Source organism: Pseudomonas sp. GX19020 (assembly GCF_023371075.1).
Classification (GTDB): domain Bacteria; phylum Pseudomonadota; class Alphaproteobacteria; order Rhodobacterales; family Rhodobacteraceae; genus Pseudogemmobacter.
Map to the genome: position 1 here is coordinate 502,276 of NZ_JAMCCR010000002.1, position 14,075 is coordinate 516,350.

The 14,075-nt window shown below is 63.2% G+C and carries 15 protein-coding genes; 6 read left to right on the forward strand and 9 right to left on the reverse strand.

The genetic code is table 11. The annotated features are described in order from the left end of the window. Positions 1 to 13: 13 nt before the first annotated feature. The gene (locus M3484_RS06985; protein ID WP_249496307.1) at positions 14 to 1,258 is read right to left on the reverse strand and encodes a lytic murein transglycosylase; all 1,245 of its coding nucleotides are present in this window, start codon (positions 1,256 to 1,258) and stop codon (positions 14 to 16) included. Then, a complete protein-coding gene (gene rnr, locus M3484_RS06990) occupies positions 1,255 to 3,516 on the reverse strand; it encodes a ribonuclease R (RefSeq protein WP_249496308.1) in 2,262 nt (753 codons plus the stop codon). Before rnr ends, M3484_RS06985 begins: the two co-directional genes overlap by 4 nt. A gap of 123 nt (positions 3,517 to 3,639) precedes the next feature. Between rnr and M3484_RS06995 the strand changes: the two genes are divergently transcribed. Continuing rightward, positions 3,640 to 3,972, forward strand: a complete 333-nt coding sequence (locus tag M3484_RS06995; protein ID WP_249496309.1) for a hypothetical protein — start codon at positions 3,640 to 3,642, stop codon at positions 3,970 to 3,972. A gap of 3 nt (positions 3,973 to 3,975) precedes the next feature. Here M3484_RS06995 and M3484_RS07000 read toward each other — a convergent pair whose 3' ends face one another. Together M3484_RS07000 and M3484_RS07005 are read right to left on the reverse strand one after the other, a co-directional pair. After that, the gene (locus M3484_RS07000) at positions 3,976 to 4,458 is read right to left on the reverse strand and encodes a CAP domain-containing protein (protein ID WP_171909558.1); all 483 of its coding nucleotides are present in this window, start codon (positions 4,456 to 4,458) and stop codon (positions 3,976 to 3,978) included. Positions 4,459 to 4,626: 168 nt separating this feature from the next. Then, a complete protein-coding gene (locus M3484_RS07005) occupies positions 4,627 to 5,394 on the reverse strand; it encodes a DUF1013 domain-containing protein (protein ID WP_249496310.1) in 768 nt (255 codons plus the stop codon). 154 nt (positions 5,395 to 5,548) lie between these two features. On the opposite strand from M3484_RS07005, the gene M3484_RS07010 reads away from it, so the two are divergent. Beyond that, positions 5,549 to 6,190: a ribonuclease T2 family protein gene (locus tag M3484_RS07010; RefSeq protein ID WP_249496311.1), complete on the forward strand. Its 642-nt coding sequence runs from the start codon at positions 5,549 to 5,551 to the stop codon at positions 6,188 to 6,190. A 100-nt stretch (positions 6,191 to 6,290) separates the two neighbouring features. Here M3484_RS07010 and M3484_RS07015 read toward each other — a convergent pair whose 3' ends face one another. Beyond that, a complete protein-coding gene (locus M3484_RS07015; protein WP_092899993.1) occupies positions 6,291 to 7,298 on the reverse strand; it encodes an NAD(P)H-quinone oxidoreductase in 1,008 nt (335 codons plus the stop codon). A gap of 72 nt (positions 7,299 to 7,370) precedes the next feature. After that, positions 7,371 to 8,069 carry a COQ9 family protein gene (locus tag M3484_RS07020; RefSeq protein ID WP_249496312.1) on the reverse strand — a complete coding sequence of 233 codons (699 nt, stop codon included), beginning with the start codon at positions 8,067 to 8,069 and terminating at the stop codon, positions 7,371 to 7,373. Positions 8,070 to 8,176: 107 nt separating this feature from the next. On the opposite strand from M3484_RS07020, the gene rpsU reads away from it, so the two are divergent. Further along, entirely contained in the window at positions 8,177 to 8,383 is a 207-nt protein-coding gene (rpsU, locus tag M3484_RS07025; protein WP_082400860.1) for a 30S ribosomal protein S21, read from the forward strand. A gap of 455 nt (positions 8,384 to 8,838) precedes the next feature. Here the strand turns inward: rpsU and mscL are convergent, their stop codons facing one another. Next, on the reverse strand, positions 8,839 to 9,225 hold the full coding sequence (gene mscL, locus M3484_RS07030; RefSeq protein ID WP_092899989.1) for a large conductance mechanosensitive channel protein MscL: 387 nt from the start codon (positions 9,223 to 9,225) through the stop codon (positions 8,839 to 8,841). Between the two features lie 149 nt (positions 9,226 to 9,374). Here mscL and M3484_RS07035 point away from each other — a divergent pair, with 149 nt between their 5' ends. Continuing rightward, a complete protein-coding gene (locus M3484_RS07035) occupies positions 9,375 to 10,070 on the forward strand; it encodes a glutathione S-transferase N-terminal domain-containing protein (protein ID WP_249496313.1) in 696 nt (231 codons plus the stop codon). A 34-nt stretch (positions 10,071 to 10,104) separates the two neighbouring features. Here M3484_RS07035 and M3484_RS07040 read toward each other — a convergent pair whose 3' ends face one another. Continuing rightward, a complete protein-coding gene (locus M3484_RS07040) occupies positions 10,105 to 10,926 on the reverse strand; it encodes an LOG family protein (protein WP_092899985.1) in 822 nt (273 codons plus the stop codon). A gap of 139 nt (positions 10,927 to 11,065) precedes the next feature. Here M3484_RS07040 and dapD point away from each other — a divergent pair, with 139 nt between their 5' ends. Both dapD and M3484_RS07050 read left to right on the forward strand, forming a co-directional pair. Beyond that, positions 11,066 to 11,893 (forward strand): 2,3,4,5-tetrahydropyridine-2,6-dicarboxylate N-succinyltransferase, encoded by an 828-nt coding sequence (gene dapD / locus M3484_RS07045; protein ID WP_249496314.1) that lies wholly within the window; start codon positions 11,066 to 11,068, stop codon positions 11,891 to 11,893. Positions 11,894 to 11,971: 78 nt separating this feature from the next. Further along, positions 11,972 to 12,313, forward strand: a complete 342-nt coding sequence (locus tag M3484_RS07050) for a DUF8846 family protein (RefSeq protein WP_249496315.1) — start codon at positions 11,972 to 11,974, stop codon at positions 12,311 to 12,313. Between the two features lie 276 nt (positions 12,314 to 12,589). Here M3484_RS07050 and M3484_RS07055 read toward each other — a convergent pair whose 3' ends face one another. Further along, positions 12,590 to 13,882, reverse strand: coding sequence for a DNA polymerase IV (locus M3484_RS07055; protein ID WP_249496316.1), 1,293 nt, complete (start codon positions 13,880 to 13,882; stop codon positions 12,590 to 12,592). Positions 13,883 to 14,075: the final 193 nt, after the last annotated feature.

Sequence of the window (14,075 nt, forward strand, 5' to 3'; positions counted from 1 at the left end):
GCGCCCCGACCCGTTACTGCGCCCGCAAATCGCGCAGCACATCCGGGCTGGCATAGCCATCCGCGACCATCCCGCCTGCCTTTTGCCAGGCCTTGACCGCGGCCACGGTCTTTGGCCCGATCCGTCCGTCAACACCGCCCGCGTCATAGCCGGCAGCAGTCAAAAGCTGCTGGACCTCTTTGCGCTCGTCCAGTGTCAGCGCCTTCCAGTGACGTGGCCAGGTGGTCGCAATGGGCGGGCCGCCCGCGATCCGGTCCGCCAGATGGCCAATCGCGATCACATAGGCATCGGCCGGGTTGTAGCTTTCGATCGCCTGGAAATTCGGCCAGATCGCGAAAGCCGCGCCCCTGGCTCCCGCAGGCACCAGGATTGACACCCGCGCGCCCTCTGGCCAGGGCCCCGCCACCGGCTTCACCCCAAGCGCCGCCCAGTCCGCTGCCGGCTTCACCACCCGCTCTGAGGTCAGGTCGTAATCGAACCCCTCGGGCAGCTGCACCTCCATCCCCCAGGGGACGCCCGGCGCCCAGCCATGCCGGCTGAGATAATGCGCCGCCGAGGCCAGGGCGTCGGCGGGATCATCTGACCACAGGTTCCGCTGTCCGTCACCGTCGAAATCCACCGCATAATCGCGCCAGGAGGTCGGCATGAACTGGGTATGCCCCATCGCGCCCGCCCAGCTGCCCTGCATATCGGGGCGGGAAACCTCGCTCGCCTCAAGGATCTTCAGTGCCTCAATCAGCTGCGCGCCGAAAAACGCCTCGCGCCGCCCGTCATAGGTCAGCGTCGCCAGCGCCGAGATGGTGTCGGTCTTGCCGCGAAAGGTGCCGTAAGAGGTCTCAAGCCCCCAGACCGCCAGCACAATCTCTTTGCGCACCCCGTATTTCGCTTCGATCCGGGCCAGAAGTTCCGCATGTTTCTCAGCCGCCGCCTGGCCCATCGCCACCCGCTCGTCGGAAACGGCAATGTCGAGATAATCCCAGATCGTGCGGGTAAACTCATTCTGGTTGCGGTCACGGCGCACGACATCGGGCAGGAACTCTGCCGCGCGCATTTCGCGGTCCCAGACCGCTGCCGGCACACCGGCCTCCAGCGCCTTGCCGCGATACTCGCCAATCCAGGTGTGGAACCCCGCTGCAGTTTCGACCTCGCGCCCCACGGCTGTGCTGCCCTCTGTGTCTTCGATGGTCTGGGCCTGAACCGCCGGCCCCATGGCGGCAGGCGCCAGTATCACCGCCGCCGCAAGGGCAAGCCGTTTCATTTCCGCCGCCTCACCACCCGGCGTTTCGCGGCCTCGGCCGCCCGTGCCTTGCCAAGCGCGCGTTTGGGCGCGCGGCCCCGGCCCTTTGCGGCACGCCCCGAAGGCAAAGCGCGGTCTTCCAGCTCGACAAGTTCCAGGATCAGCCCGCCGGTCACCGGCACGGCCTCGGCGAGGCGCACCTTTACCTTCTGGCCAATGCCGATGGTCAGACCGGTGTCGGCCCCCATAAGGGTCTGGCTGTCGGGGTCGAAATGGAAGAATTCGCGCCCGACCTCGCGGATCGGCACCAGCCCATCGGCCCCTGTCTCGTCAAGTTTCACGAAAAGCCCGAAGCGCTGCACCCCGGCGACGCGGCCGGTAAACACCGCACCGACCCGGTCCGAGAGATAGGCGGCCAGATAGCGGTCGACCGTGTCACGCTCGGCGGCCATGGACCGACGCTCGGCATCCGAGATCAGCTTGCCGGTCTCGGCGAGGTTCTCCATGTCGAAATCCGACAGGCCATCCGGCGTGTTCTTTGGGCCAAGCCCCAGCCCCCGGATCAGCGCGCGATGCACGATCAGGTCGGCATATCGGCGAATCGGCGAGGTGAAATGCGCGTAATTCTTCAGTGCCAGCCCGAAATGGCCGAAATTCTCGGGCGCGTAATAGGCCTGGGTCATCGAGCGCAGCGTCGAGATATTGATCAGCTCGTCAAATTCCGAGCCTTCGGCCTGTTTCAACAGCTGGTTCAGATGCGAGGTTTTCAGCACCTGCCCCTTAGCCAGCGTAAAGCCGGAGCCTTCCGCGACTTCGCGAAGGCTTTCCAGCTTGTCGGGCGAGGGTTCCTCATGAACGCGGTACAGCAAAGGCTGCTTTACCCGCTGCAATTCCTCGGCGGCGGCGACATTCGCCATCACCATGCATTCTTCGATCAGCTTATGCGCGTCGAGCCGGTCCTTGAAATCGACCGACAAAACCTTGCCCTCATCTGACAGAACGATCTGGCGTTCGGGCAGATCCAGATCCAGCGGCTGGCGCAAAGCCCGTCCGCGTTTCAGCGCGTCATAGCAGGCGTAAAGCACTTTAAGCTGCAGCAGGAGCGCGCCCGTCGCCGCGTCGGGCTGGCCGTCGATTGCGCGCTGAACCTGGCCATATTCCAGGCTGCCCTTTGACCGCATCACGCCCCGCGTAAAGCGATGCGCGATCTTCTGCCCCGAGGAATTGATCCGCATTCTGACCGCCATACAGGGGCGGTCGACATGCTCGTGCAGCGAACACAGATCGCCCGACAATGTATCGGGCAGCATCGGCACCACGCGATCGGGGAAATAGGTGGAATTGCCTCTGCGCCGCGCCTCGCGGTCCAGGGCTGAGCCCGGGCGGACATAATTCGCCACATCGGCAATCGCGACCCAAAGGACAAAGCCGTCCGGATTGCCCGGCTCGTCATCAACCAGCGCCAGCACCGCATCATCGCGGTCGCGGGCGTCCTGGGGGTCGATGGTGACAAGGTCAAGATCCCGCAGATCTTCGCGATGCGCCATGGTAAAGGGCGGCGCGTTGTCGGCCTCTTCCACTGCCTTGTCGGGGAACTGATCGGGGATGCCATGCTGATGGATCGCGATCAGCGAGACCGCGCGCGGACCCGCCGGATCGCCCAGCCGCGCCACGATTTTGGCCTGCGGCAGGCCCATGCGGCGATTTCCGACGGCCTCGCCCTCGACCAGTTCGCCATCTTTCGCGCCCATATCGCCATCGGGCAGGACCCGCCACTCCTTATCCTGGCCCTTGTCGATCGGCACGATCCGCCCGCCTTCGGATCCTTTGCGGAACACGCCCAGCACTTTCAGCGGGTTCGACCCGATCCGCCGGATCAGCCGCGCCTCCCAGACGTAATCGTCAAGATCGACCTTCGCGAGCCGGGCCAGAATCCGGTCGCCGGCACCCAGAGTGGGATCGCCCTTTTTCGCGATGATCAGGATACGGCCGGCATCGGGATCGACGCCTTCCTCCATCGCTTCGGCGAAAAGATCGCCCGCCGCATCGGGCGGCAGCACCTTCAGCAGCGCGACCGGCGGCAGCTCGCCTTTCGGCAGGAACCGTCGCGCGCGTTTCGCGAGATCCCCTTCGGCCTCCATCTCGCGCAGCACGCGTTTCAGCTCGCTCCGCTCATCGGACTTCACGCCGAAGGCTTTCGCGATGTCGCGCTTTGACGACAGGCCGGGATTATCGGTGATCCATTGACGGATCTGCTCTTTGGACGGGATCTGGCTCATGTCTCAGACCTAGCACGCGCCTTGCCAGCCGGGAAGCGGATGCTTGACAGGCTGCGCTTTCACGCGCTTAAGCGGGGTGGTCCGCAGCCCCCGCTTATGCGGGCCACCCCGCAGGAGGCCGATATGGCGCCGAAAAAGCCGCAGGAAAAGACACCGGAAGAGCTGTTTCTGCAGCCGCTGGCACGTCTGGCGGGTGCGGATCCGGAGATCGAGGCGCTGGTTTTCTGGGGCGATGTCGATGGCTGGCCGGCGCTGCCGTCTGAGGCGCTGGACAGTGAAGAGATCACTTTCTGGGCCGAAGGGCTGATCCCCGAGGGGTTTCACCTTGAATGGCAGGTGATTGCCGGGCCTGATGGCATCCGCCCGGATCACATCCGTCTTTACGCCTGGGAAACAGGCGAGGCACCGCCCGAAGGCGACGCCCCGATCCTGGCCCGGGCGCACTGGCCTGCATAGGGCTCAGCTGCGGCGCGGATGGCCGCCGACAAAGACGTAATAGGTCTTGCCGCGCGCCACGGTGATCTCAAGCCCCATCTCGGTGATATTGGGATTGAGAAGATTGACCAGATGCGAGGGCGAATTCAGCCAGAGCCGCGCCGGCGTCGCCGAATTGGGCGCGGAACTGCTGGTCGCGAGGTTCTCGGTCGCGGTCTTAAGCCCGTAGCCCGCCCGTTTCAGCCGCGTCTTCAGCGACGAGCCGTTCGAGCCGCTATGGCTCATGAAGGCATTCACCGCCATGTCACAGGCGTGACCCCTTGCGGCACGGTCAAGGGTTCCGTTGAGGCGCAGCGGCCCAAGGCCCCGTTCCGCGCGCAATCCATTGACCCATTGCGCGAATTCCTGGCGGATCTGCTGCCGCTCGGAAGCAGCCGTGCAGGCGAGCGCGGGTAAGGACAGAGCAAGAAAGGCGGCCGTCAGAGACGGCAACAGAGACAGCTTCATGGCAGCAGCATCCACGTTCCAGAGAAACATCAGACTGGATCAGCCCCCGCTGATCCGCTTTTGTCATCTATGGCAAAGATCGCTGAACTAAGGCGAGACAAAGAAAAAAACCGGGCGCAGGGCCCGGTTTTTTGCTCGGTTCAGGACGATTGCTGCGCGGATCGTGGCTCAGCGACGCTCAGACTCGTCGTCTTCGTCCTCATCCTTGTCGCCCGAGGGCAGCGAGAAGAAGCTGTCGGCATCCGAGAAGTCTTTCTCTTCCGCTTCTTCCTCTTCGACGGGCTGCTCCTCGCCAAAGACTTCAAGCCCGGTGAGAGCGGTCTCGACACGCGCCACCGGCTCCATGCCGAGGCTCTGCTCGGTCGAAACCAGTTTGCGACGCTCGTCATCCGACATCACGCCGCCTTCGGCTGCCTTGCGGCGAACGGCCTGCTGCACGGCGGCATCCAGCTCGGACTGGCGGCACAGACCAAGCGCGACCGGGTCAACCGGGGTGATATGCTGGATATTCCAATGGGTGCGTTCGCGGATCGACTGGATCGTCGGCTTGGTGGTACCGACAAGTTTGCCAATCGCGCCATCCGAGAGTTCCGGGTGGAACTTGACCAGCCAGAGGATCGCCGCCGGGCGGTCCTGGCGTTTCGAGAGCGGGGTATAGCGCGGGCCACGGCGCTTTTCCTCGCCCAGAGCGGCGGCGTTGAACTTGAGCTTGAGCTTGTAGAGCGGGTCTTTCTCGCCACGGTCGATCTCGACCTGTTCAAGCTGGTTATTGGCGATCGGGTCAAACCCTTTGACGCCACCACCGACATCACCATCGGCAATGCCCTGGACCTCAAGCTCATGCATGCCGCAAAAATCGGCGATCTGTCTGAAGGTCAGGGTCGTGTTGTCCACCAGCCAGACGGCGGTCGCGCGGGCCATAATCGGCTTCGACATAGGACTTCCTTTCAGCTGTTGCCCTGATTGCAGGGTTGGCCTTTACAAATCTCTCCCGCGCCGGGAAAACGGCTGTGAACCTTTGGTTCACGTTCTCCGATGTCGGGGAATTACCCTGCCGTATAGTGCGATTCCTGCCTGAGGGAAAGTAAAATTGCTGCGGATCCTGTCGCTCGTCACCTTGTGCCTGCTGACTGTCTTTCCGGCGAAAGCCGAGGGCGAGAGGGCGGGCGATTTCGACTATTACGTCATGGCGCTGTCCTGGTCCGCGGGCTGGTGCGAGGCCGAAGGCGATGCGCGCCGCGATCCGCAATGCGATATCGGGCGCGGGCTGACCTTTGTGCTGCATGGGCTCTGGCCGCAAAAGGAAAAGGGCTGGCCATCTTACTGTCGCACGGTGGAGCGCGATCCGACGCGTTCTGAATCGGCCGCAATGGCGGATGTGATGGGGGGCGCGGGCTATGCCTTTTACCAGTGGAAAAAGCATGGGCGCTGTTCGGGTCTCGCGCCGGGGGACTATTACGCAAAGGCACGCGAGGCTTATGAAAAAGTCGAAATCCCGCCGGTCTTTGCCCGCATGTCAAAGACACTGAAAGTGCCCGCCGAAGTGATCGAGGGCGCTTTTCTTGAGGCAAATCCGGGGCTGAAACCCGATCAGGTCACCGTCATCTGCCAGGGCGGTGCCATTCGCGAGGTTCGGATCTGTCTCACCAAAGATCTCGCGCCGCGCCGCTGCGGCGAGGACGCGATCCGCGACTGCCGGCTGAAAGACGCAGTGCTCGACGCGGTGCGCTGAAAGCCACACTCCGGAAGCCTCCGGCGGAAGTCAGGAGGAGGTTGCATTCCCCTGATCGGGATACAACCGCCACAGATGCAGGGGGCAGCCCGCGCCCGGATCAGGAATTCTCGACCTTCATCACGATCTTGCCGATATGGCCGGGGGATTCGATCCGCTCATGCGCCTTGGCGGCGTCGCCAAGTGTGAATTCGCTGTCGAGCACCACTTTCAGCGCGCCCCGTGCGATCATCGGCCAGACCTCGCGTTCCAGGTCGCGCGCGATCCGGGCCTTGGCGATGTCACTTTGCGGGCGAAGGGTCGAGCCGGTGATGGTCAGGCGGCGCATCATCACCTCGGCGAAATTCACTTCGGCTTTGGCGCCTTGCAGGAAGGCGATCTGCACGATGCGGCCATCATCGGCGAGGGCTTTGATATTCCGTGGGATATAGCTGCCGCCAACCATGTCGAGGATCAGATCCGCGCCGCCCAGCTTGCGCATTTCTGTCACGAAATCACGGGTGCGATAGTTGAAAGCGGCTTCTGCGCCAAGATCGAGGCAGACCTGGGCTTTCTCATCGCTGCCAGCGGTTGCGAAGACCCGTGCTCCGAGTGCTCTGGCAATCTGGATCGCCGTGGTGCCGATCCCCGAAGTGCCACCGTGAACAAGGAATTTCTCGCCCGCCTGCAGCCCGCCGCGCATCACGATATTCGACCAGACGGTGAAGCAGGTCTCGGGCAGGCAGGCGGCCATTTTCATCGACATGCCCTGGGGCACCGGCAGCGCATGGGTCTCGTGGCACAGCGCATATTCCGCGTAACCACCCCCCGGGAGCAGCGCGCAGACCGTCTCGCCGATTTTCCAGCGCGAGACGCCGGGGCCAGTCTCGACCACCGTGCCGGAACATTCCAGCCCGGGCAGCGGCGAGGCATTGGCGGGCGGCGCATAGGCGCCGGCGCGTTGCAGCGCATCGGGGCGGTTCACCCCGGCATAGGCCACCCGGATCACGATCTGGCCATGGCCCGGGACCGGCACGGGCAGAGTACAGGGTTGCAGCACATCCGGGCCGCCGGGGGCGACGATCTCGATGGCCTGCATGGAATCAGAGAGTTTGTCGGAAAGGGGCATGGGCTTGCTTTGTCTTTGCGGGCAGGGATGCGGGGGGCGGGTCAGTGACGCGGAAAGGGCGCGGAGGGCGGATCAGAACGGGCGGGGGCCTTTGCCGCCCCTGGCCTCCTGGCCCGGCAGATCATCGGGCAGGACGGGAGGGCGGATCCGGCCGAGGAATTTCAGCGGTCCCCCCATCAGTGCCTTGCCGATCGGGTTGCTGGCAAGGGCTGCTTTCGCTTTCTCGAACTGCATCACATTTTCGATGCGGCGGTCGAGGAAGTCGCGCGTTGCCTGAAGGCCGGTACTGTCATCGCCCAGCCAGAACAGAACCGTGGCACCATAGACCGCCGAGAGGCTGAGGCGTTTCGTGTACCAGTTCAGATCATCCGATGTATCGCCAAGCGCGGTCCAGATCGCATCTGCGGTGCCCCAGATGGCACGGCTTCCCTCGGCACTGTGCTGGGGCAGCGCGAAAAGCGTGGTGCCCCGCCGCACCGCTTCGCGATCCGCGATTTCCAGCCGCAGGAGCACCGCCCGCGCCACCCGGTCGCGAAAGCGCAGCGCGGCCAGATCCTCTTCGGCAAGGATCCGCGCCATCTCGCGGTCGCCCCGCATATGCCAGGCCAGCGCCAGATCGATCCCGCCGCGCGGGAAGAGTGCAGCCGCAAGGCCTGGCGCCACCCCCGAATCAGCCGCCGCCGCCTTCAGCGTGGTCTCGGACCAGCCATCGAACGCCACATGCGCCAGGGCCGCATCCAGCAGTTTTTCCCTTGCAATCGCCGCTTCCATCATCGTCTCCGCAGGTCGAAAGGTGGACAGGAGCCCCTGCATCTGTTATGCGCGCCGGGCCTGCACAAATATGTGCAACTCTAGCTTAGGAAGGTGGTGACAACCACATGCAGGTCAGCGTCCGCGACAATAACGTCGAACAGGCACTCCGTGCTCTGAAAAAGAAGCTGCAGCGCGAAGGCGTTTTCCGTGAAATGAAGCTTAAGCAACATTTCGAGAAACCGTCGGTTAAGAAAGCTCGCGAGCAAGCTGAAGCGATCCGCCGTGCGCGTAAACTCGCGCGCAAGAAAGCGCAACGCGAAGGCGCACTCTGAGCCTTACCGCGAGGTAGCTTTGAGGCGTTTCCCGATCTGGTCCTTCGGGTTTTCCAGGGGATCAGACAGGGACGTGAACACTGGGGCCGTTCGGTCCTTACAAGGTCAACCCCCGCCCTCGTGGTTGGGGGTTTTCCTTTGTCGTGCTTCTGAAAACCATGAAATCCGCCGCAGTTACGGCGCCGCCGGGCCGGAGTGCCGCCATCAGCGGGTTGCCACGGACAGCGGCGGCGCTGCCTGTCTGCCAGATCTCCCCCGCCCCGCACCGGGCGGCAGGTGTATCGCGTTGCTTCTCCGGATGTTGGCCCCCGCTTTTAAGGCAATGTCATATCGGCCAATGACCGGAGCTCTGAGGGTGGCGCCACCCTGGTCGCCCGGCTGACAGGCAACGGCGACGGGCTGTAACCGCCTGCGCAATCGAAAACGGCCCGCGAGAGGCGGGCCGTTCTGTCAGATCAGGCTTTCGATTTCAGCTCGACCAGGATCGCCTGAAGCAGCTCTGCCTCGGTCGGGGCGGCCGGCGCATCCGGGGCCGCTTCTTCTTTCTTCTTGCCAAGTTGCGAGACGCGGTTGATCCCTTTGACCAGCAGGAAGACCACCCAGGCGATGATCAGGAACTTGATCACGGCATTGATGAAGCTGCCGATCTTGAACTGTGCTTCGCCGAGCCCGAAGCTGACATTCGAAAAATCGATGCCGCCGACGATCAGACCGATCAGCGGATTGACGAGGTCATCGACCAGCGACGTGACGATGGCGGTGAAGGCTGCGCCGATGATGATACCGACGGCCATGTCGATGACATTGCCGCGCGAGATAAAGGCCTTGAACTCATTGAGCATCTGACTGTCCCTTGTTTCCTCCGGCTCTTGCGCCGGTCCGCTTCTCTGCGCTTCACGCACAGTTACCGCAGGAATATCGCACATAAATTGGGGCTTACCCACTGGGAAAAATTGCCTATCTCTTAGCAAAACAGCCGCAGGAGGCCATATTGTCCACACTTTCAGCTTTTCCGGTGACGGCGCGCTGGCCCGCCCGCAATCCCGGGGTGATCCAGCTTTATTCGCTGCCCACGCCCAATGGGATCAAAGTGTCCCTGATGCTGGAGGAGACCGGCCTTCCCTATGAGGCGCATCTGGTCGATTTCGGGAAAAATGACCAGCTCAGCCCGGAATTCCTGTCGCTGAACCCGAATAACAAGATCCCGGCGATGATTGACCCGCATGGGCCGGGGGATAAGCCGCTGCCCTTGTTCGAGAGCGGGGCGATCCTGCTCTATCTGGCCGAGAAAAGCGGGAAGTTTCTGCCCGAGGCCAAACGCTGGCAGGTGATCCAGTGGCTGATGTTCCAGATGGGTGGGCTTGGTCCGATGTTCGGCCAGCTGGGCTTTTTTCATCATTTTGCGGGCAAAGAGATCGAAGATCCGCGCCCGAAGGAACGTTACCGTGCCGAGGCAGAGCGGCTGCTGAAGGTGCTGGATCAGGCGCTTGAGGGGCAGGACTGGCTGGTTGGCGAATATACTATTGCCGATATGGCAATCGGCCCCTGGCTCAATACGCTGAAGGGGTTTTACAAAGCCGCAGAGATCGCAGGCTGGGCGGATCTGAAAAACGTGCCGGCCTATCTGGACCGGATCCTTGCGCGCCCGGCCATGCAGCGCGCCATGAATATCCCCGCCCGCGGGTAAGGAGCTGCGGGCGGGGTTGCCCCCGCCCGTGCATTCAGCAGGGCTTTTTCCAGCCGTCGATCACCGAAATCGCCTCTTCTGCGGTCTCGACCATGCGGAAGAGGTCGAGATCTTCCGGAGAGATCACCCCCGCATCCGCCAGTTGGCTCCAGTTAACCACACTTTCCCACCAGCTCTTGCCAAAGAGCAGGAAGGGCACGGGCTTCATCCGATGAGTCTGGATCAGGGTCAGCGCCTCGAACATCTCGTCGAGCGTGCCAAAGCCGCCGGGGAAGACCACGATGGCCTCGGCCCGCATCAGGAAATGCATCTTGCGGATCGCGAAATAGTGGAAGTTGAAGCACAGATCCGGTGAAACATAAGCATTCGGCGCCTGTTCATGCGGCAGCACGATATTGAGGCCGATGGAATGGCCCCCGGCATCCGCCGCGCCGCGATTTCCCGCCTCCATCACACCCGGCCCGCCGCCGGTCACGATCACACCTTTGCGCCCGTAAGACCCCAGGCTGCGTTCGGTCATGATCTTCGCGAAGCGGCGCGCCTCATCGTAATAGGGCGAGAGATCTGCAAGCGCCTTGGTTTTTGCCTGATCGCGATGTTCCGGCGCGGGAATGCGGGCCCCGCCGAACAGGACGATGGTGGTCTCGATCCCGCGTTCATCCATGATCAGCTGCGGCTTCAGCAGTTCCAGCTGCAGTCTTACCGGACGCAGATCCTCACGCGTCAGAAAATCCTGGTCGGCAAAGGCCAGCCGATAAGCCGGGGCGCGGGTCTGCAGCGTATCGGGGCATTTATCTGCCGCGACCAGATCCTGGCCACTGTCCCGGAACGGATGATTGCGCGACTCGTCGTTCATGATACCTCCCACCAGTCACCGGGCCGATTGCGTGACCCGGATACAAGCCTTATAGCCCCATGGACCTGAACAAAACCCTGTCACGAACGAAGCCTGCCAGAACAAAACTGTCCGAATAAATCTGCCCGAGGAGATCCACATGTCGAACGCCGCGCTGGAAACCGCAATCGAGGCCGCCTGGGAGGCGCGCGATATCATCACCCCGGCCACGAAAGGCGAGGCGCGTGATGCGATCGAGGCGACACTGGAATCGCTCGACAAAGGCCAGCTGCGGGTGGCCGAGCGTCAGGCAGATGGTGTCTGGCATGTGAACCAATGGGCGAAAAAGGCGGTCCTGCTTGGGTTCCGGCTGAAAGATATGGAGATCCATGAGGGCGGCTCGCAGGGCGGCACCTGGTGGGACAAGGTCGACAGCAAGTTCAACGGCTGGGGCGAAGCCGAATGGAAAACTGCCGGATTCCGTGCGGTGCCGAACTGCATCGTCCGCCGTTCGGCCTATATCGCCAAAGGCGTGGTGCTGATGCCGTCCTTCGTGAACCTCGGCGCGCATGTCGATGAGGGCACCATGGTCGACACCTGGGCGACCGTCGGCTCCTGTGCGCAGATCGGCAAGAACGTGCATCTTTCCGGCGGCGTTGGCATTGGTGGCGTGCTGGAGCCGATGCAGGCAGGCCCGACCATCATCGAAGACAACTGCTTCATCGGCGCCCGGTCGGAAGTGGTCGAAGGCTGCATCGTGCGCGAGGGCTCGGTCCTCGGCATGGGTGTGTTCATCGGGAAATCGACCAAGATCGTCGACCGCGAGACCGGCGAAGTGATGTATGGCGAAGTGCCGGCAGGATCGGTCGTTGTTGCGGGCTCGCTGCCCTCGAAGAACGGGGTGAACCTTTACTGCGCGGTGATTGTGAAGCGGGTCGATGCGCAGACGCGGTCCAAGACCTCGATCAACGAGCTTCTGCGCGACTGAGCCGCAGGTGAACAGGGGCGCGGGTCGGTTTCTGATCAGAAACCGGCCCAAATCCTTTGAAGGATTTGGGGGCGCGACATGGATGATGTTGAGAAGCCGGTAAAAGAAAAGCGTCCGCAGCAGGTCTATTCGCTGGTGGTCGAGGTCGGTCGCAAGGCCGGCGATGGTCTCCCGGAGAAAGCAACCGGAGCGGCATTGCTGTGCTATGCCTCGGGTGTGGATGAGGCCGAAGCGGTGCGTGAGACGGTGGCGATCCTGAAGGAAGCCGATCTTTCACCGCTGGAAGTCCAGGGGCTTGGCACGCTCGAAGAGCGCCGGGCCGCCGGGGATGAGATCGGCGAGGACGAGGTTGTGCTGATGGAGCGCGCTTTGGCCGAGAATTCGGTGATCGTGGCGCAGATGACGCCATTTTTCGACTGACCTTATTCTCCCGGTTGAAAGCACAATTGCGGGGGCAGAAGAAGCGTCTTCCGGGCGGGGCTGTGGAAGGGGAAATGTCGCAACCCACTGACCTGGCTTGCCGCGCGCTGGATCCGGGGTCGTGGCAGGTCAGTGCCGTCTCGCCTTGCTGAGCACAGCTGCGCTTTCCCCCTCTCTGAAGATCAGCAAAGGTCAGATCGCAGTGCCCGTCTCCGTTCTGTCTCCGGGGAGGCTCAAGACGCCGCTGGTGGGAATACAACGCCACAAGGAACGGGCTCAGCGCAAGGCCCGGCCTTTGATAATGGCGTCTTTGCCGAAACGGGCGCGGATGGCATCGGCGGCCTGTTCCGCCTTTGCGCGCTGGGCGGCAGTCGGGTCGAGAAGGTCGGGGCTGCGGTCGGCCTCTGTGCCGGGGCAGAGATCGGCAAGGCCGGTGCCGATCAGGCGAAAGGGGCCCCTGACGCCGGCGCGGTCAAGCATATCGCGCGCGGTGCGGTAGATGCGGTCGGCGAGCTGGGTCGGGTCTGACAATGCCTGGCGGCGGGTGACAATCTGGAAGTCACCTTTTCTCAGCTTGAGCGTGATGGTGCGGCCGGCGAGATCCTTGGCTTTCGCGCGGTCCGAGACCTGTTCGGCGAGCCGCCAGAGATGGCCGTCGAGCAGATCGGCATCGGTGGTGTCCTCAAAAAACGTGGTTTCCTTTGAGATGGATTTCAGACCGGTATCGCGGCTGACGCGGCGATGGTCTTCGCCGCGCGCCAGGTGCCAGAGGCGTTCGCCCATCTGGCCAAATCGCAATGCCAGATCGCGGCGGTCCCAGCGGAGGAGATCGGCAATGGTTCTGACCCCCGCGGCCTCAAGCGCGGTCCGGCTCGCGGCGCCGACACCCCAGATGATGCCAACCGGCTTTGGCGTCAGGAAAGCCTGGGTCTCGGCCCGCCCGATCACCGAAAAACCGCGCGGCTTGTCGAGATCCGAGGCAATCTTGGCCAGGAATTTGTTATGCGACAGGCCGATCGAGCCGGAAACACCGATCTCGTCCTCCATCCGCTTTGTCAGCCGCGCGAGCAGCACGGCAGGCGGCGCACCATGCAGCCGCGCGGTGCCGGAGAGATCGAGAAAGGCCTCATCCAGCGACAGGGGTTCAATATCGGGGGTCAGTTCTTCCATCATGGCGCGGATCTGCCGCGATGCTTCGGCGTAATGGCTGATGCGGGGCGGCACCACCACGGCTTCGGGGCAGAGCTTCATTGCCTGGAACATCGGCATGGCCGAGCGCACGCCTTTGATCCGGGCAAGATAGCAACAGGTCGAAACCACGCCACGCCGGCCGCCACCGACGATCAGCGGCTGGTCTCGCAGGGCCGGATTGTCGCGTTTTTCAACGCTGGCGTAAAAGGCGTCGCAATCCATATGGGCGATGGAGAGGCTGTCAAGCTCGGCATGGGCGATCACCCGGGGTGACCGGCAGGAGGGGCAACGGCGGCCACGCCCCATCGCGCCAGGCTGGCCGATACCTGGCTGTCCTGGTTCGAATCGGGTCAGGCAATCGCGGCAGAGGGCTGGCATGATGGCAGGATCATAACCGGAACATCCGGCTGCGAACAGGGGTGGCGGGCCCGGTCGGGCCTTGGCGGACAGGGGGATTTGCTGTCTGGGGCCTGATGGGCGGTGATCGATGGACAGTGGCGGGAAAACACTGTATGGCGCCCCCAGGCCTGTCTGCTCCGGGCCGCGACCGGGAGGGTTGCGGCGGTGCTCT

What these genes read in the sequence shown, in the direction of transcription:
- M3484_RS06995 (WP_249496309.1), top strand. Translation starts at nt 3,640, where the DNA reads ATGGCGCCGAAAAAGCCGCAGGAAAAGACACCGGAAGAGCTGTTTCTG.
- M3484_RS07020 (WP_249496312.1), bottom strand. Translation starts at nt 8,069, where the DNA reads ATGGAAGCGGCGATTGCAAGGGAAAAACTGCTGGATGCGGCCCTGGCG.
- M3484_RS07005 (WP_249496310.1), bottom strand. Translation starts at nt 5,394, where the DNA reads ATGTCGAAGCCGATTATGGCCCGCGCGACCGCCGTCTGGCTGGTGGAC.
- mscL (WP_092899989.1), bottom strand. Translation starts at nt 9,225, where the DNA reads ATGCTCAATGAGTTCAAGGCCTTTATCTCGCGCGGCAATGTCATCGAC.
- rnr (WP_249496308.1), bottom strand. Translation starts at nt 3,516, where the DNA reads ATGAGCCAGATCCCGTCCAAAGAGCAGATCCGTCAATGGATCACCGAT.
- rpsU (WP_082400860.1), top strand. Translation starts at nt 8,177, where the DNA reads ATGCAGGTCAGCGTCCGCGACAATAACGTCGAACAGGCACTCCGTGCT.
- M3484_RS07000 (WP_171909558.1), bottom strand. Translation starts at nt 4,458, where the DNA reads ATGAAGCTGTCTCTGTTGCCGTCTCTGACGGCCGCCTTTCTTGCTCTG.
- M3484_RS07055 (WP_249496316.1), bottom strand. Translation starts at nt 13,882, where the DNA reads ATGCCAGCCCTCTGCCGCGATTGCCTGACCCGATTCGAACCAGGACAG.
- M3484_RS07050 (WP_249496315.1), top strand. Translation starts at nt 11,972, where the DNA reads ATGGATGATGTTGAGAAGCCGGTAAAAGAAAAGCGTCCGCAGCAGGTC.
- M3484_RS06985 (WP_249496307.1), bottom strand. Translation starts at nt 1,258, where the DNA reads ATGAAACGGCTTGCCCTTGCGGCGGCGGTGATACTGGCGCCTGCCGCC.
- M3484_RS07040 (WP_092899985.1), bottom strand. Translation starts at nt 10,926, where the DNA reads ATGAACGACGAGTCGCGCAATCATCCGTTCCGGGACAGTGGCCAGGAT.
- M3484_RS07015 (WP_092899993.1), bottom strand. Translation starts at nt 7,298, where the DNA reads ATGCCCCTTTCCGACAAACTCTCTGATTCCATGCAGGCCATCGAGATC.
- dapD (WP_249496314.1), top strand. Translation starts at nt 11,066, where the DNA reads ATGTCGAACGCCGCGCTGGAAACCGCAATCGAGGCCGCCTGGGAGGCG.